This is a genomic window from Dactylosporangium sp. NPDC000555, from assembly GCF_040300025.1.
GTDB lineage: Bacteria > Actinomycetota > Actinomycetes > Mycobacteriales > Micromonosporaceae > Dactylosporangium.
Genome location: NZ_JBEPDB010000128.1, coordinates 1 through 16703, shown reverse-complemented (window position 1 = coordinate 16703; position 16703 = coordinate 1). Strand labels below are relative to the sequence as shown.

General features: G+C 69.8%; 12 protein-coding genes, 2 tRNA genes and 1 pseudogene. 8 read left to right on the top strand and 7 right to left on the bottom strand.

Annotated features, from left to right (window positions below):
- The coding region (locus tag ABT297_RS40510; RefSeq protein WP_350558605.1) for a hypothetical protein at positions 1 to 289 on the top strand (289 nt) is incomplete at its 5' end.
- A gap of 344 nt (positions 290 to 633) precedes the next feature.
- Here the strand turns inward: ABT297_RS40510 and ABT297_RS40505 are convergent.
- Complete coding sequence (locus tag ABT297_RS40505) at positions 634 to 1485, bottom strand: CPBP family intramembrane glutamic endopeptidase (RefSeq protein ID WP_350558602.1); 852 nt, start codon at positions 1483 to 1485, stop codon at positions 634 to 636.
- Between the two features lie 253 nt (positions 1486 to 1738).
- Between ABT297_RS40505 and ABT297_RS40500 the strand changes: the two genes are divergently transcribed.
- From ABT297_RS40500 to ABT297_RS40480, 5 genes are all read left to right on the top strand, one after another.
- Positions 1739 to 3286, top strand: coding sequence for a sensor histidine kinase (locus tag ABT297_RS40500; RefSeq protein ID WP_350558599.1), 1548 nt, complete (start codon positions 1739 to 1741; stop codon positions 3284 to 3286).
- The gene (locus tag ABT297_RS40495; RefSeq protein ID WP_350558596.1) at positions 3274 to 3963 is read left to right on the top strand and encodes a response regulator; all 690 of its coding nucleotides are present in this window, start codon (positions 3274 to 3276) and stop codon (positions 3961 to 3963) included. Before ABT297_RS40500 ends, ABT297_RS40495 begins: the two co-directional genes overlap by 13 nt.
- A gap of 493 nt (positions 3964 to 4456) precedes the next feature.
- The gene (locus ABT297_RS40490) at positions 4457 to 4957 is read left to right on the top strand and encodes a DUF1707 domain-containing protein (RefSeq protein ID WP_350558593.1); all 501 of its coding nucleotides are present in this window, start codon (positions 4457 to 4459) and stop codon (positions 4955 to 4957) included.
- Positions 4958 to 5420: 463 nt separating this feature from the next.
- Entirely contained in the window at positions 5421 to 6398 is a 978-nt protein-coding gene (locus ABT297_RS40485; protein WP_350558590.1) for a hypothetical protein, read from the top strand.
- Positions 6399 to 6781: 383 nt separating this feature from the next.
- Positions 6782 to 7234, top strand: a complete 453-nt coding sequence (locus ABT297_RS40480) for an SRPBCC family protein (protein ID WP_350558587.1) — start codon at positions 6782 to 6784, stop codon at positions 7232 to 7234.
- Between the two features lie 1265 nt (positions 7235 to 8499).
- Here the strand turns inward: ABT297_RS40480 and ABT297_RS40475 are convergent.
- Together ABT297_RS40475 and ABT297_RS40470 are read right to left on the bottom strand one after the other, a co-directional pair.
- Positions 8500 to 8572 (bottom strand) — tRNA-Arg (locus ABT297_RS40475).
- Between the two features lie 36 nt (positions 8573 to 8608).
- Positions 8609 to 8699 (bottom strand) — tRNA-Ser (locus ABT297_RS40470).
- Between the two features lie 702 nt (positions 8700 to 9401).
- Here ABT297_RS40470 and ABT297_RS40465 point away from each other — a divergent pair.
- Positions 9402 to 10403 (top strand): hypothetical protein, encoded by a 1002-nt coding sequence (locus ABT297_RS40465; RefSeq protein WP_350558584.1) that lies wholly within the window; start codon positions 9402 to 9404, stop codon positions 10401 to 10403.
- 9 nt (positions 10404 to 10412) lie between these two features.
- Here ABT297_RS40465 and ABT297_RS40460 read toward each other — a convergent pair whose 3' ends face one another.
- From ABT297_RS40460 to ABT297_RS40450, 3 genes are all read right to left on the bottom strand, one after another.
- Positions 10413 to 13310, bottom strand: a complete 2898-nt coding sequence (locus ABT297_RS40460) for a S8 family peptidase (RefSeq protein WP_350558581.1) — start codon at positions 13308 to 13310, stop codon at positions 10413 to 10415.
- A 46-nt stretch (positions 13311 to 13356) separates the two neighbouring features.
- Complete coding sequence (locus ABT297_RS40455) at positions 13357 to 14103, bottom strand: CPBP family intramembrane glutamic endopeptidase (protein WP_350558578.1); 747 nt, start codon at positions 14101 to 14103, stop codon at positions 13357 to 13359.
- A gap of 62 nt (positions 14104 to 14165) precedes the next feature.
- Positions 14166 to 15278 carry a globin domain-containing protein gene (locus tag ABT297_RS40450; RefSeq protein WP_350558575.1) on the bottom strand — a complete coding sequence of 371 codons (1113 nt, stop codon included), beginning with the start codon at positions 15276 to 15278 and terminating at the stop codon, positions 14166 to 14168.
- 602 nt (positions 15279 to 15880) lie between these two features.
- On the opposite strand from ABT297_RS40450, the gene ABT297_RS40445 reads away from it, so the two are divergent.
- Positions 15881 to 16495 carry a peptide deformylase gene (locus tag ABT297_RS40445; RefSeq protein ID WP_350558572.1) on the top strand — a complete coding sequence of 205 codons (615 nt, stop codon included), beginning with the start codon at positions 15881 to 15883 and terminating at the stop codon, positions 16493 to 16495.
- Here the strand turns inward: ABT297_RS40445 and ABT297_RS40440 are convergent.
- A pseudogene (locus ABT297_RS40440) lies at positions 16415 to 16703 on the bottom strand (hypothetical protein); the annotation flags it as partial. The gene ABT297_RS40445 and the pseudogene ABT297_RS40440 sit on opposite strands and share 81 nt — an antisense overlap.

The window sequence follows — 16703 nt, the reverse complement described above, 5'->3', positions numbered from 1 at the left end:
CGGCTCCCGACCGTTGCGCTGGCCGCCGCTGCTCGGCGCAGCCGTCGTCTACCTCACCGTGACCTTCAGCGTCATCTCGTTCTACGCCTACAACCCGCACGAACCCGGCGGCCTCGCGGGCGCGGTCCTCAGCAACTGGGACGCCCTGCTCATGCTCGCCCTCTTGGCCGCCCTGTCTGCCGTGCACCCCGGCACGTCGCACCAGCCGGTGGCGGCGCCCCACGACGCCGCCACCGGTCAGATTTCCTCGGTCAAACAACTGACCCGAATGTTTGGCGGCGGCGGGTAACCACCCTGATAGCTGTTCGGCGCCGTTGGTGGTGGCGGCGCCGGAGGTACCGTGGTGCACCGCCTGCGAGTGGAACCTGACGTCAACGCGTCGGCCGGCCGCCCGGGGCCGACGCCGGGTGCTGTGCGTCGGCCTGCCGCTGTGGGCCGCGTTGCCCCCACAGCGGCGGATCGCGCTGCTGGCCCACGAACTCGGCCACTTCGTCAACGGTGACGTGCGCAGCATCCGGCTGGTCGCCTCGGCCCGGTACACACTGAGCACGTTGATCGACGCGCTCACCATCGCGCTCAGGTCCTGCTACGACCGGTTACGCGCCAATCCCGGCAGCGATGCAAGACTTCGATTCATTGTTCCCGGCCGGTTCGCAGGAACGGGCCGGCCGCGACGGTTGCCAGCACCAGCACAATCAGCAGCTGTATGCCGTTCTCGCCGAAGCCTCCCGGGCCGAGCAGCAGCGCGGTGGTCAGCGGGGCCAGCACCAGATTGTTACCGGCGTGCGCCAGGCTGGCCGGCCAGATGCTGCGGCTGCGGGCCCGCAGCCAGGCCAGGATGATCTCCTGGCACATGATCCACACCGTCCATCCGATCAGGCCCAAGGCCAGATGCCGGTATTCGACGTAGCCGAGAAAAGCCAGCGGGTAGTGCCAGACCGCCGCGATCAGGCCGGCCACCAATGCGGCGCGGCGTGGACGGCCAGGGCAGATGCGCAGCAGCAGATATCCGGTCCAGCCGAACTCTTCGCCCCAGAAGACCACGGTGGTGATCAGGGCGAGCACGCAGAGCAGCAGCGGCACGGCCCAGACGGGTACGCCCGGAACCAGGTCCCCTACAGCGCCGACGGAAGGCCTCCATCGCCCGGTCGCCGCGGCGAGGCCAACCACCGCGGCGGCGACGGCGAGCGGGCCCAGCCACGCCAGCAGATAGTACGGCCAGGCGGCGCGCAGCCGCAGGCGTGAGCCGGCGTCCGTGAAACCTTCCCGGGTGACCCAGCGCCGGACCACCAGCGCCGCGATCGCCGGCGCGAACCCGGCCGGCACTTGCACCAGCGGGTTGACCAGCGACCAGCCGAGCACCAGGTGGGCCACCGCCTCCCAGCCCCAGGCGATGCCGAACGAGATCAGCAGGAAGGCCGTCAGGCCTCGCTTTCTCAGGCGATCCCCGAGGCTTGCCGCTCGTGCATCGATCATGATGGTCATTCGGTCCGCCGATCACAAGGTGTCTTGTCGGATGAATTCGCCAGCCGCATCCGACGCTGGCTGGGTGTCGGTGTGTTGTCGGCGTCCCATGACGTCTGACGCGGACTTGACGGTAGAAGCGCACCGGAGGCCTGCGCAGTGTCGCGGTCATCCGGAAGCGGGGTGGTGCCAGCTACACCACAGGACGCCGGGTGGTGTCACTGTGACCGGCAACTTTTCGCGCTGGACTTGGTGTCATGGCGAGCAGCGGTACATGGTGCGTGTCGACGTCGACGTCGACGTCGACGTCGACCCAGCCGCGGTCGCCGACCGTATCCGGGCGGCCGGGCTCGGCCGGGTGTCCACAGTGGCCGGGCTGTGGGAATCGCTGGCCGTCGTCGTCGCGGGGGTCGTACTCGGCGGGCTGGCCGCAGCCGGCACCGTGGCTGCTGTTCGCCGCCCTCTTCGCCGGAACGTCCCTGGTCGTCGGGGTGACCAGCATCCTCACGACCCTGGCGGCCACCCGACAGCCCGCCGTGACCTTCGCCGGCAGCCGGGAATGACGGCCACCGCTACCTCCGGGCCGGTCGACGACAATGGAATTATGCGACGGGCGGGGCGGGCGACGGCGTACCTGCTGCGCGGCGGTGTCACGGCGGTGGCCGCGGCCGGCGCGATGCTCGCCCTCGCGATGGCCGGAGCCTTGTGCCTTGTACTGATCGGGGTGCCACTGCTGGTGGAGGCGATACGGGTCGTCCGGCTGCTGGTCGCCGTCGAGCGGCGCCGGGCGGGACGACTGCTGGGGGGTGCGGTGCCGCAGCGGTACGCCGAGCCCTCCGGCTCTTCGTTCGCGCAGCTGCGCACGCTGGCAAGTGACCCGGCAACATGGCGAGACCTGCTATGGCTCGTGCTGCACGCCATGGCCGGCACCTCGCTGGCCCTGTGCTGCCTGGCCGCGTGGCTGTGCGCGATCACCGCACCCGTCGTCACGCTGGTGTGGTGGGTGCCGGACGGCGCCCCGATCAACTTCTTCGTCACGATCGACAGCTGGACGCGGGCGCTGGCCGTGCCGCTGCCAATCGCCGCCGGCTCGGCGGCACTACTGATCTGGGCCGGGCCGGTTCTCGCGGCGGCACAGGCCAAGGCATACCGGGTACTGCTGGCCCCCTCGGCCCGCGACCGCCTGACCGTGCGGGTCGAGCAGCTCTCGAGCACCCGTGCGGCCGCCCTGGATGCCCACGCAGCCGAGCTGCGCCGCATCGAGCGGGACCTGCACGACGGCATACAGGCCCGCCTTGTCGGGGTGGCGATCCAGTTGGGCCTCGCGCAGCGGCAACGCGACACCGACCCGGACACCGCCAACCAGCTCATCGAGCGGGCTCATGACGGCGTCGAACACACCCTGGCCGCACTCCGCAAGGTGGTTCGCAGCATCTACCCCCCGATCCTCGCCGACCGGGGACTGGCCGAGGCTGTACGGACACTTGCCGCCGAATCCCCGGTGCCGGTCCGCACGTCGATCGGAGCACTGATGCGGTTGCCTGCCGCCGTGGAAAGCGCCGCATACTTCATCGCGGCCGAGGCGCTGACCAACGTCGTCAAACACAGCGGCGCCACCGAGGTCACGCTGACCCTCGACCAAGGCGGCGACCGGTTGGTGGTGGAGGTGACCGACAACGGCCGGGGCGGGGCCGACCCGTCGGGCGGCACTGGCCTCGCCGGTGTGGCAGACCGGGCCGCAGCCCTGGACGGAAGGTCCACATTGCACAGTCCCGCAGGTGGCCCGACGACACTGCGGGTGGAACTGCCGTGCGCGTCGTAATCGCCGAAGACAACGTGCTGCTACAGGAAGGACTCGGGCTGCTGCTGTCCACCGCCGGCTTCGAGGTGGCCGCCGCCGTCGACCGGGTCGACGAGTTCCTCGCCGCGGTCGACCAGCACCGGCCCGACATCGCCCTCGTCGACATCCGGCTACCGCCCACCTTCAGCGACGAGGGCCTCCGTGCCGTACGCGCCGCACGCCAGACCCACCCCGGCCTGCCGGTGCTGGTGCTTTCCCAGTACGTGGAGCGCGCCTACGCGGCCGAACTGCTCGCCGACGGTCGAGGCGGCGTCGGCTACCTGCTCAAAGACCGGGTATCGCGGGTCGACGACTTCCTCGACGCGATGCGTCGCGTCGCCGCAGGCGGCACCGCCGTCGACCCACTGGTCATCGCACAGCTGGTCGCAGACCGCCGACCAAGCCGGCTGGACGAGCTGAGCCCGCGCGAACGGGAAGTCCTCGCCCTCATGGCCGAGGGGCACACCAACGGCACGATCGCAGCCCGCCTCCACGTCACCGAACGCGCCGTGCACAAGCACGTCAGCAACATCTTCACCAAGCTCGACCTGCCCCCGGACGACAGCAGCCACCGCCGCGTCACCGCGGTACTCGCCTACCTCCGAACATCAATTGACGCCAGGTGGTACAGGACCAGTCCACCAGCGTCGACACACTGAAGGTGAACGAGGATTACCTGCATATCAAGCGTGATAGCGAAACCGATCTTTGATGAGAACGGCCTCCTACCGCGCCAACCCGATCACCCCTGTGCCATTCGCTGGAGGAAGAGGAAGGCGATCACAAGGCGTCAGCCGAGGCCCTCCGGCCATGATCGGGTGAGCACACATGCCGATGTGCGGACGTTGCGGCTCGCGTATCTGCACCGCGGCGGCCCGCCGGAGGCCGCGAGCGCGGCACGGTCGGCGAGTTCGGGTCGTCGGCGCTTGGGCCGGCCAGGTCCGGTCCACCCGCCGGTCCACCCCGCCGTGCACGTATTCGTCCAGGTCGGGCGCGATCTCGGTGCATGCATCGCGCGGACCTGCGGAACGTCACGGAGGGCGTCGATGATTCGTTGAAAATTTGGCCGAGGGTGCTCTTGTCGTCGGTAAATCGGGGGACGCGGCGTCAGGGTGTGTTCTGGGAGAATCCGCCGGTGCCAGGTGAAGCCAGATGAACGAACGCATCGGGAACGCACAACGGACTCATGTCCTCGACCTTCTGGGCAATGCCCTTCAGGAGGGCTATCTCGACCTGCCCGAATTCGAGCAGCGGATGAGCATCGTGACAGCAGCGAAGACGGCGGATGAGCTCATGAGTCAACTTGCAGATCTTCCGCTGCAGTTCCGCTGGGATCCCAGGGCGCCGTCATCCCCGACCGTGCGAGTGCCGCCGCTGCCGTCCGCGCCAACGACGGCACCTGGTCGTGATACGCGCACGACCACCATCGCGTCCCTGGTACTAGCCATCGCATCCATTCCCTTGTCGGTTTGTTTCGGCATTGGAGGTCTATTAGGAATCGCTGCGGTCGTGTTAAGTAGACCCGGGCTGCGCAGCTCGAATGACCACGGCAAGGCGATGATAGGGCTCGTCCTTGGCTGCGTCGGGATAGCCGCGTCGATCGTCATGGTTCTCCTATTTATTTTCATGCCGACAACGCCTACCACGCGATAGTGCCTCAGTCGGGCACGGCGGAGACGACTGCTGGGTCGATGTTCGCGCGCATCTGTCCGGACGGTACGGCTGCTGTGTGTTGTTCGGCGTGCACACCGGCCTGCAGTCCGGTTCTGGGTGAGTAGCAACGCGACCGCTCCCGCGGCGAACCTCCGCCCCTTGCCGACGGCCTCAGGCCGAAGCATGCCGCACACATGCTTCGACGCAAGGCGAGGCTCGAGCAGGGCGACGCGCGCATCTGCCGCATTCCGGGGGCACTCGGACCGAGTGCTGCGTCTTGGCCCGCTGACGGCAGCGTTCGCTGTCGAGACCCGAATGTCAACGAGGTGGCAATCGCCGGAGTGGTCAAAGCTTTGCGGATCTTGTCCGGTGCCATGGTCTGCGGTGCTTCTGGGATGATGTGGCTCGATGTGTCGTGGCGTGGGGTTGGCGGCGCCGTGGGAAAGTGCTGCGGGGGTGGCGGATGCCTACGGAGAAGATGTGGGTCGACTGGGAGGACGGGGCGCATCTGTCCCGATCGGCGACGAAGCTCGGTTCATTCAGCCCACTGACCCGTGACGGCGCCACGAACAACCTGGGTCACGTTACTCTCCGCCCAATCGACGGGGGCGAGAACTTCCTGCGCGAGGTTGCTGTCGCGGTCGCTGCCGCGGTGACGCTGAAAGTCATGGAAGTGGCGAAGCCGCACGTCGAAAAGTGGGTGACCGAAACCGCCGTCCCGGCCGCCGCCTCGGCGGTAGCGTCGGCCGTCCCGGCTGTCGGATCGGCTGTGGCGTCGGCTGGCTCTGCCGTGGGCTCGGCTGCGATATCGGTTGGCTCCGCTATCGGGTCGGTGGTGGCGTCGGCTGGCTCCGCTGTCGGTACGGCTGCCGTATCGGCCGGGTCTGCCGTGGGTTCGGCCGCAGTATCGGCTGGCTCCGCGGTGGCGTCGGCCGGCTCGGCTGTCGGGTCAACCGCGTCATCAGCGTGGAACAGGCTGACTCGCAAAAAGGGCAAGCCGGTCGTCGAGGTCGAGTCGCACACCGCGGTGGAAGCCGCACCAGCAGACGCCGCGCTGGTGCAAGCCGTGCCGGTGGAGGCCGGTGTGGTGGAGGTTATGCCTGTGGATGCGTCGCATGATGTGGCTGCCGCTATCGAGGCGTACAGGGCTGGTATGAGCCGGGCGGAAGCGCGGCAGCGTATCGTCGCGGCGCTGGCTGCCCGGCTGTTCAGCGAGCAGCAGATCGCGATCGTGCGCAATGCGCGGATAGAAGACGGTGGCGATACACCGGAGCTGGACAGCGCCACCCTGGCATCGATGCAGAAGCAGATCGGCGAGAGCGTCCAGCTGATCCTGGAGACCGCCCCCGCTCTGCTCGGCGAAGACGGGATGGCGGATCTACGGAAGATCCTCGGCCCTGCGCGCGCCGAAGAAGGCGGGCAACCCGAACGACGCGTATGAAGCGTCTTGGCCCCGTCATCGAGCCACTTCCACGGCGCTCGCTTGGCCGGCGGATGCGGGAGTGCACCTGTGCTGGTCCGGCCAAACGCCCTGAGCGACCTGTACGCAGTTGCACCGGGGATGGCCACCGGTGACGACTCCCGGTCGGTCTCGGCTCCGCCCCGCCGTGGCCAGACGATCTGCATACTGTCGCGGTGCGCGGATCTGCCGCTGTCCGGGTGCGCTGGCCTGACCGCGCACGGTCACTCCGCGTGGGTTTCAGTCCTCGTGGAGCGCCTGCGCGGCGTCCGGAGAAGCCGACGAGCGTGGGCGATCATGAGCTGGTCGCTGCACCGTTCCACCGCCACGCCCTCGATGGCAGTGTAGGCGCTATGTCGCGCACCGTGTCTCGTGTCATCACCGCCACCATCCCGGGCCGGCCGGCGGCGGTCCGCGCCTGGTACCTGGACCTGACCAACCTGCGCCTGGTCCACCCGCTGATCGTCGCAGTGCGCCAGGTCGGCACCGCCCTCGCAGCGGACGGTACCGTGATCACCGACTACCTTGTCACCGACCGGATGGTCGTGGCGGGCCTGCGGATCCGCTTTACCTACCGGGTACGGATCTCCGCACCACCCGACGGTCCGATCGCCACGCTCGCGCGTCAGGCGCCGCGAATCCGGCTGGCCGGGCAGGTGACGTTCACCCCGACCGGCGACGCGACCACCATCCGGGAAACGCTGACCATCCACGCACCATGGCCGCTGCGGCGGCTCGTAGCCACCGAAGCCGCACAAGCACACACCCGGATGTTCGCCGCCATGGCCGCGATGTTCACCACCGGAGCAGACTTGTAGGCCCTGCCATCCGGCAGGCCGACCTGACCGAGGCGGTCAGTACTCATCACGTACCCATCCCATGTGCTGCCCTCGATGGGTAGCCGGGCCCGCTCTACCGACCGCAGGCAGAACACCAAAGTGGTTGTGGCCTGGCGCCAGTTAGCGGCGGTATCGATGGGAGCCGACGACGCAACGGCAGAAGCGCGGCGATGCCCTCGGGCGAGGACAAACAGCACCACCACGCAGAGTGCAGCGGCCACGGCGGCGAAGCACTGCACGGCGATGAAAGTCCGGTGACGGTGGCGAGGACGCCGCCGCCGATGACCGGCAGGCCGACGCCGAGGTAGATGATCATGTAGAAGCTGGACAGCACTTCGGCGCGGCGGTCGGTGGGGGCCGGCCTGGTTGACCGCAGTGAGACCGCCGAGGAACGCAAGTCCCTGGCTGGTGCCGCCGATCACGGTCGCGACGAGCAGCAATGGCAGCGAGGACAGACCGCCCGCGAGGGCCAGCAGTACCAGTCCGGCGGTCAGGAGGGGGAGGCCGGCAAGCTCCAGGTTTCGGGCCTGTTTGCCGTAGCCGAGGAGTTGGGCGAGCGCGGAGCAGAGCAGAGCAGCATCAGTGCCACGGCGGCACCGCCCAGAAGCAGGTTCTTGCTGCCTGCGAGAGTAGTGACGTAGGTGGGGATGAGGGTGAGGCAGAGCCCAATCACGGCGAACGCGAGGAAGCTCGACGTCCCACTGGTCGCGAAGGTGGCCCACATCGTGGCAGGGATCTCGGGGCGACGGGGGCGCCACCGGGTCCTTGAAGATGCGGCCGGCAGTCCTGTGATTGCCGCCGCGGGCCGGAAGCAGCAGCACGATCTCCACCGCGAACGGCAGGACATCCGGTGCCGGGGCGTACAGGCCGTGATCGAGGATGCCACAGATGACAGAGCACTATCTGCGGCGCGGCTGCGGTCACCAATTGGCGAGCCGGGTTCCCTCATTCCTCTGGTGGATCACGCCAGCCTCCCGCAGGACCGGCACCGTCTTCTCGGAGAGTGCGTGACCCCCCGGCGATCTCCTGGACGTCACTGGCAAGGCCGCCGTGTGCGCCGGAGCTCTGGCTGGCGTGCCGGTCGTCGTGAAGACCGGACGACACGGACCCACGCCGACCAGCACATACCGGTCTGGACGCTTCCGAACCGGCCGATCGCTTACGGAACACTTCACGTCCGCAGTGGACGCATAACAAGAGGCGGTTGATCTGCGTTTTCGCAGGTCAACCGCCTCTTGATGTTGCGCGCCCGAAGGGACTCGAACCCCTAACCTTCTGATCCGTAGTCAGATGCTCTATCCGTTGAGCTACGGGCGCTCGGTGCTTGGCCTAGTGTACACACCAGGTTTTGCGCGGAGGCTCCGGGATTCGAACCCGGGATGGGCTTTAAGACCCAAACCGCATTAGCAGTGCGGCGCCATAGACCGAACTAGGCGAAGCCTCCAACAGCCCCCGTCACCGGGGACCGCCGTCCGAGGATACAGGCAGCCCACGGCGACCGGCAAAGCGGGTACACCCTCCCCCGGCGCGGGACCGGCCCCGCGCAGAACAGGTGCTCAGGGCCATTGGCCATTACGCTCGCTAGATGGGAGAGGACGCGACTCCGCCGGGCCGTCGGAAAGTGACAAGATCCACAAGCCCGGAATCGGTACCGCCAAAGGCCGCCCGTCCGGCCCGCACCACCCGAGCCAAGGCGCTCGGCGACACGGCGCTGCGGTTCGAGCCGCCCCCACAGGACGCGCCGGCCGACGACGCGCCGCAGGTGCCGCCCCGCCCACGGACGTCCACGCCGACCAGCCCATTCGCGCCGGTCCAGCCCACGGTGGCACCCACCCCGCTCCACGCCGGCCCGCCCCCGGAGCGATCGACGCAGCCACCGGAGCAGCCGACACAACCCGCAAAACCGGCGAAGCAAGCCAGAGAGCAGCCGGCACAACCCGCAGAGCCGACGAAGCAAGCCGCGAAGCAGCCAGCACAACCCGCGGAGCAGCCGACACAACCGGCGAAGCAGCCCACAGAACGGCCGGCACAACCCGCAGAGCCGGCGAAGCAAACCGCAGAGCAGCTGGCACAACCCGCAGAGCCAGCGAAGCAGCCCGCGGACCCGTTGGACCAGCGGCCGGAACCCGACGAGGCACCGCCGGTCATGGTCGCCCCGGTCAAGAAGACGTCCGCCGCGAAGAAGGCCACGCCGCCCAAGAGGGCAACCCCCACCAAGCAGGCGACTTCCGCCAAGAAAGCGACCCCAGCCAAGAAGGCGACTTCCGCCAAAAGGGCGACTCCGGTGAAGATGGCGGACGCGGCGGACGGCACCGAGGCGAGGGTCGTGGCGAAGAAGGCCGCCGCCAAGAAGGCCGGCGCCGTGAAGAAGGGAACCGCAGTGACGAACGTCACCCCGCCGGTTTTCGAAGGTGTCGTGGCGGCTACCGGGCCGGAACCGGAGCCGATCGTCGCGGTCGCCGTGCCGCCCATCAATGATGACCAAATCAGCGCAGAACCAGTCAGCGCAAAACCAGACAAAATGAACGAGTCGCCCGAAGTCGCTGGCAACGCCGGGTTTCATGAGGGCGCCGTCAATCCGGCGTTCCTTTCGGAGGTGCTCGCGCTCGCGGCCGTCGAGCGGCTCGGGGGCAAGGCGCGCCGGCGCGTCGAGTGGTACCGGGTCAGCTATCCGGACGCGGACGGCGACGCTGTATCGCGAGCCATTACCCGCGAGTTCGTCCAGCGGGCGCGGTGGCAGGGGTTCGCGGGCGGCCTCGCGGGGTCGGCCGGGCTCGTCGTCGAGGCCGCCGGTCGCGGCTGGCTACAGGCGGAGCTGGTACTCCACCTGGCCGCCGCGTACGGCCACGACCCCGAGGACCGGCGACGCGCGGCCGAACTGCTGGTCCTGCAGCGCGTCCACGGCACGGTCGAGACCGCCGAGGCTTCGGTGGACGGCGCCCCGACGAACCTGTGGGCCGGCGCCGCGCGCAGGACAGCGCCGCTGGCCCGGGTGGTCGGCGCCGGGATCGTGCGGGTGGCGACGGCCCGGCTCGCGCGGCGGGTCGTCCCGGGCGCCGGGGCGGTCGTGGGCTATGTCACGGCCGCGCGCAGCACCGAACAGCTCGCGGCGCGCGCGGTGCGGTTCTATCGCAACACCCGAGGCTGAAACAAGGGGCTACGGGGCGACCACCACGGTCGTCCAGGCGCGCGCCGCCGTGCCGTCGCCGAACTCGATCATGCCCAGGTAGCGCTTCGCCGGGTCCAGGCCGTGCCAGTTCACGTCGAAGGTCATCGACTGGTCGGGCGAGACCGGGCGGAGCTTCGGGGTCACCGTGAGGTTGCCGGTCAGCGGGCTGCCGACCAGGAACAGGTGCGCCTTCACGACCTGCTCGGTGAGCGAAGACGGCAGGGCGAACTGTACGACGTACACCTGATAGGTCCCGGAACCGCCCGTGAGCGGCACCTCCTCGTCGGCCGTGCCGCCGTCGCTACGGCCGACGAGCTTGCCGTCCTGGTAGACGTACAGGTCGAGGTCGGTGCCGCGGGCGTGGTCGGCGGCGTAGGTCGAGAGCCGGGCGAGCTTGGTCGCGGGCGGCAGCGTGAACTCGAACGAGAAGACGGCGGGCGACAGGCCGGGCGCCGCCGGGGAGAAGGCGGCGGTGCCGCCGATCAGCCGCTGTTCGTGAACGCTGGAGGCGGCCAGGCCGTACGGGTGGGCCGTGACCGTCCCGCTGTAGCCGCCGAGCAGGTCGATCGTGGCGTGGCCGGCGGCGCCGGTGCCGGTGATCTCGCCGGGGCCGGACAGCGCGACCGGGCGGACCGCGATCGGGCTGTGCACTGCGTGGCCGCGCAGGTCGGTCCAGGTGAGCGAGCCGAAGGTGTACCTGCCGTAGGCCGCGTCGGTCCGCCGGATGGTGACCTTGAAGGTGGCCTGGCGCCCGGCGGGGACGGTGATCGTCGACGGGGTGACCTCGACGGTCGTGCCGGGCGGGGGCGAGACCGCGGCGACGTAGACGCTGGGCAGGTCGGTGACGTTGGTGACCGTGCGCGTGACGGTCTGCGTGCCGGGCAGCGACCCGATCCCGATCGACGGGTAGTTCAGGTCGCTGGGGTCGATGCTGCCGATGCTCGGGCACCAGTCGCTGACCTGCTGCATCTGGCCGATCCCGCAGGCGTACCGCGCCCAGTCCGTCGCCCCCGCGTCGTAGACGAGGCCGGGGTCGAACGCGCGCGCCGGGCGGACGTGGCCGGAGCCGTAGTCGAGCGGGGTGGCGTCGGCCGCGCCGCGCTGGATGGCCCCGCCGGAGTTGTCGAGCGCGCCGGCCGTGGTCATCAGCGCCGACTTGATCGCGGCCGGCGACCAGTCCGAGTGCTTGGCGCGCAGCAGGGCGGCGATGCCGGCGATGTGCGGGCTCGACATCGAGGTGCCGGACTCGCCGTCGTAGAGGTTGCCGTGGTGACCGGCCGGGGAGACGCCGGCGACGATGTCCACGCCGGGCGCGGTGATGTCGGGCTTTATGAGGTCCCCGTCGCCCGCCTCGGCGGGGCCGGCCGAGGAGAACGCGGCCATCGCCGGCGCGCGCGGCACCGTGGTCGTGCTCGCCGAGAGCGACGCGTGCGGGGCGGTCCCGGCGGCGTACTCCTTGATCGCCGCCCCGGCCACCTGGTCCACGTGCACGGTGGGAACGACGTGGTAGTCGGCGTTGCGGGAGTTCTCGGTGGCGTTGTAGAGAATCATGCCCACGCCGCCGGCGTCGCGCACGGCGATGCTCTTGTCCACGCGCGGGTTGACGCCCCGCTTGCAGAGGACGATCCGGCCCTTGACCCTGCCCGGGTCCAGCGTGCCCGGGTAGCACAGCTCGACCTTGTCCGCCGCGGCGCCGGCCCGGCCGGCAACGACGGAGTCGACCAGCGGCGCGTCGGGCACGGCGGCGCCCTGGCCGGCGCCGGTGTACGTCCGGCCGTTGCCCAGCGTCACGTTCTTGAGGGCGCCGCGGTCGTGCGAGCTCGCCGCGACCGTCGTCTCCCACGGCGCGTTGTGCGCGACCGTGGAGGTGTCCGGGCCGGAGTTGCCGGCCGACGTGGCGACGAACACGCCGGCTGCGGCGGCGTTGAAGAAGGCCAGCCCGACCGGGTCGACCACGAGGGTGCTGGAGCCGGCGACGGAGTAGTTGATGACGTCGGCGCCGTCGGCGACCGCGTCGTCGATCGCGGCGAGCAGGTCGGCGGTGCCGCCGGAGCCCTCGCCGTCGGCCTGGCGCCACAGGGCCTTGTACACCGCGATCCGCGCGGCCGGGGCCATGCCGGAGACCCGCCCGACCGGCTTGCCGTTGATGGTGGCGGGCACGTCATGGTTGCCGGCCGCCGTGGTCGCGGTGTGGGTACCGTGCCCGTCGTAGTCGCGCGGGGACTGGAACTCGCCGCTCCAGTCGCCGAAGCCGCTGCTGTTGTAGTACCGCGCGCCGATGACCTTGTTGTTGCAGGTGATCCGGTGCTGCGGGGGGCCCTGGCCCTCGTCGCACTTGCCGGCTCTGCCGGCCTTCCACTTGCGGTCGATGACCGCCTGGTCGGGGCGGGGCTCGGGCAGGGCGGCCAGGCTGGGGCTCTCCGGCCAGAAGCCGGTGTCGATGTCGGCGATGATCATTCCCTCGCCGGCGCGCGCCGGGTCGCCGAACTGCTTCGCCCACGCGCCGTCCGTGCTGTCCGTGCCAGTGGTGCCGGTCAGGCCGAGGAACGACGGCGTGGAGATGGTGTCGACGGTGCGCCGCTCGTTCTTCCAGATCCGCAGGACGCCGGGCGTGCGCGCGACGCGCTCGCGGTGCTCGGCGGTCAGCGCCGCGGCGAAGCCGTTGAAGACGGTCTCGTAGTCGCGGACGGTCCGGGAGACGCCGGCTGTTCGCAGTACGACATCCCGGTTTGTCCGAATGGCCGCCCGAGCGCTCTCGGTCCGCAGGGCGGGACTCCCGGCGAGCTGCACGATGTAGAGCGCCGTGTCGGCCTTCGCAAGAGCCGGCGGCGGTACGGCGAGAACAGCGGTCAGGGCGAGGGTGACAGCGAGAAGGATGCGGCGCACATCGTCAGGGTAATTGTCCGCATTTGCCCTGAACCGGAAATTCGGCCTACTGCAAGAACCCGAGATGATCCTTGAGCAGCGCATATCCGACGAACGCGACGATGTCGAGGATCGAGTGGGCGACGACGAGCGGCATGACCCGACCGGTGCGCCGGAAGAAGTACCCGAAGACCAGCCCCATCACGAAGTTGCCGATGAAGCCGCCGAAGCCCTGGTAGAGGTGGTACGAGCCGCGAATGGCGGCGCTCACGACGATCGCCGGCCATGCGCCCCAGCCCAGGTCGCGCAGCCGGGTCAGGAGGTAGCCGACCATGACGATCTCCTCGAGCACGCCGTTCTCCACGGCCGCGAGGATCAGCACCGGCACCGACCACCAGTGCGTGCCGAGGGCCGCGGGCACGATCTGGGCGCTGATGCCGAGCTGCTGGGCCGCCCAGACGAGGCCGAGCCCGGGCAGGCCGATCAGCGCCGCCAGCGCGGCGCCTCGGCCGAGGTCGGAGAGGGGCCGTGCGGCGTCGAGGCCGATGTCCAGCGGGTCGTGGGCGCGGCGCAGCAGGTGTACGGCGAGCAGCGCCGGCACCACGCCGAGCCCGATCCCGGCGAGCTGGTAAAGCAGGTCGAGCCACGGGCGGTCGAGCACGATGGTCGGGTTGAGCGTGGCGGTCTGCTCGGACAGCGGCTTGACGTACGTAAGCCGGTTGACGATGTTGAGGATCGCGTATATCGCCGAGCTGCCCAGCGACACGCCGAGCACGAGCAGCACCTCGGCCCGCACGGCCCGCCTGTCGATCACCGCGCCAGCGTACTTCCGAACGCGGGCGGGCCGTCACCGCGCATTCGACGGCCCGCCCGCGTTCAGCAATCGCCGAAGGCGTCGTACTTGATCCGGATCGCCGGGACCTGTATCTCGGCGAGGGTGCGCAGGGTCGCGCGAACCATCGGCGGCGAGCCCGATACGAAGAAGTCGTGGTTGTTCCACGGTCCGTAGCGGGCCACGATGTCGGAGAGGTTGCCGTGCTCGCCGGGGAAGTCCGGGTCGTCGCTCGTGGCCGCCACCACCGACAGCCACGGGTAGCGGGCCGCCAGGCGGTTGAGGCAGGCGAGGTCGTAGAGGTCGTCGCGGTCGCGGGCGCCGAAGAAGACGTGCACCCAGCGGGTGCGGTTGGCGCGGGTCATCTCCTCGATGAGCGCCTTGATCGGGGCGAGGCCGGTGCCGCCCGCGACGCAGACGACGTCGCGCGTCGATCGGCGGTCCAGCGTCATCCGGCCCATCGGGGCGCCCAGGCGGAGCATGTCGCCCGGCCCCACGCGGCGTACCAGGGCGGAGGAGACCCAGCCGGCGCCGAGCGCGCGGACATGGAAGTCGAGCGTGCCGTCCTTGCGAGGCGCGTTCGCGACGGAGTAGGCGCGCCACAGCCGCGGCTGGTACCTGGTCTCGACGCTGACGTACTGGCCGGCGCGGTACTCCAGCGGCTGCAGCGGCCGGCAGGTGAGCACGGCGATGTCGCGGCTGCGCCGCTCGTGGTGGAGGACCTCGGCGTGCCAGTAGGGCGGGTTGCCGGAGTCGGCCTCGGCGCCCTCGATCATCTTGGCCCCGATGACGGCGTAGGCGTCGCGCCACGCCTGGTCGAACTCGAGTGTCCACTGGTCGCCGGCGTGCGTGCGCAGGGCCTCGAACAGCGCGGTGCCGACGGCGTCGTAGTGCTCCGGTCGCACGTGGAACTTGCGGTGGTCCCGGCCGAGCGCCTGAAGGTACTCCCCGAACCGCTCCGGGTCGTCGACCGTCTGCACGGCCGTGACGATGGCGCCCAGCAGCCGGGAGCGCTGGACGTCCATCTGTACCGGAAACAGGTCCCGCAGCTGGGGGTTGTCGAGGAACATGCGCGCGTAGAAGTAGCCGGCGAGCTTGTCCTGCTGTTCCTCGACGAGTGTCCAACTCTCCTTCAGTAATCGCGACAGATTGCTCATCGGTGCCCTTCGCGGTCAAACGTAGGTGCCGTCCGCGAATCAGCGTCGCCACCAGCGATGACCACGCATCGCACTGGATGTGCGACGAGGCGTGTCCGAGGCCGATATTCCACATGACGCGCCGGTGCCCGGGCCTGGACAGTCCCGGACAAGGCCTGGACAGTCCCGGACAAGCCAGCCCTGGACAAGGGCATGGACAGGCCGCCGGAAGCCCCGTTGAACGGCGGTGTCGCACCGGTTGTGCGGCTACCTCCGGCGCGGTGATGCGATCGTGAGTGGCAAGCGTTCGCGCTGGATCACCGTTTACCTCGAGGGGGCGTACATGTCGGCCGCCGGCGAACTGGACTGACCGTCCCGCCCTAAACGCGCCATAAGCCGATAAGAATCGCACACATTCATTCACGTTCAACGAGACCAAAAAGGGTTCACACCCGGCTCGCCGCCACCCACACTGGGTGGATGGCTGTGAGCCGGGCCGTCGCATTTCTGTTCTTCGCACCGTACGATTCTTCGCGCCGCGGTCCCGCCAGACCGCGGCTTTTTGCGCGCCCGGCTCGCGCCCGTTCACGTGGCGATTCGGCAACCGCCCCTGAGGAGCAGCGATGACCAGTGACGTGGCCCATGAGCGAACGACCGACCGAGCGACAGACCGCAAGACCGTGCCGGACCTGGGTTTCGGCACCCGCAGGCCGAGCGAGGTGATGGCGGCGCTCGGGATCGTGCAGCTGGGCGACCCGGTCCTCACGACGGCCACCCGCCCGTTCGTACTGCCGGACGAGCGGGACGAGGTCCTACGCATCCAGGACCGGCTCACGGCGGTCGCCGACGCGGTCGAGCGGGTGCACGACTTCACCACCGGCGCGATGGGGCTGGCCGCGCCGCAGATCGGCGAACCACGCTCGATCGCGATCTTCCGGGCCGCGGGGGCGCCGCAGCTCGTGCTCATCAACCCGCGGGTCGTGCAGGTCGGCCCGGCCAGCACGCTGGACTGGGAGGAGACGACCGAGGGCTGCCTGAGCTTCTTCGACTTCCGCTGCGTGCTGCGCCGGCCGCGCACCGCCGTGATCAGCTACCGCACGCCGGCGGGCGACGAGACGATCGCCACCTTCGACCACGGCCGGCTGGCCCGTGACGTGCTACACGAGGTGGACCACCTCAGCGGCGTGCTGTGCGTCGACCACGTCGAACCCGGCGCCCCGGCGGTCTCGCTCGCGTAGCGCGCGGCGGATCTCCCCCACGCCCACCCGCTCCAGCGACGGCGCCCAGGCGTGCGCGAGTTCGGAACGCAGCCCCGGCGCCACGTTGAGCACCGCGCAGCCGGCCGCGTGCGCGCTCGCCACGCCGAGCGCCGAGTCCTCCACGGCCACGCAGTCGGCGGCGCGCAGGCCCAGGGCGTCCACGGCGGCGAGGTAGGGCGCCGGGTCC

Bases quoted from the DNA above. Each gene is read 5' to 3' on its own strand.
- ABT297_RS40500 (WP_350558599.1), top strand. From the start codon at position 1,739: ATGGTGCGTGTCGACGTCGACGTCGACGTCGACGTCGACCCAGCCGCG.
- ABT297_RS40505 (WP_350558602.1), bottom strand. From the start codon at position 1,485: ATGACCATCATGATCGATGCACGAGCGGCAAGCCTCGGGGATCGCCTG.
- ABT297_RS40445 (WP_350558572.1), top strand. From the start codon at position 15,881: ATGACCAGTGACGTGGCCCATGAGCGAACGACCGACCGAGCGACAGAC.
- ABT297_RS40485 (WP_350558590.1), top strand. From the start codon at position 5,421: ATGCCTACGGAGAAGATGTGGGTCGACTGGGAGGACGGGGCGCATCTG.
- ABT297_RS40465 (WP_350558584.1), top strand. From the start codon at position 9,402: ATGGTCGCCCCGGTCAAGAAGACGTCCGCCGCGAAGAAGGCCACGCCG.
- ABT297_RS40490 (WP_350558593.1), top strand. From the start codon at position 4,457: ATGAACGAACGCATCGGGAACGCACAACGGACTCATGTCCTCGACCTT.
- ABT297_RS40450 (WP_350558575.1), bottom strand. From the start codon at position 15,278: ATGAGCAATCTGTCGCGATTACTGAAGGAGAGTTGGACACTCGTCGAG.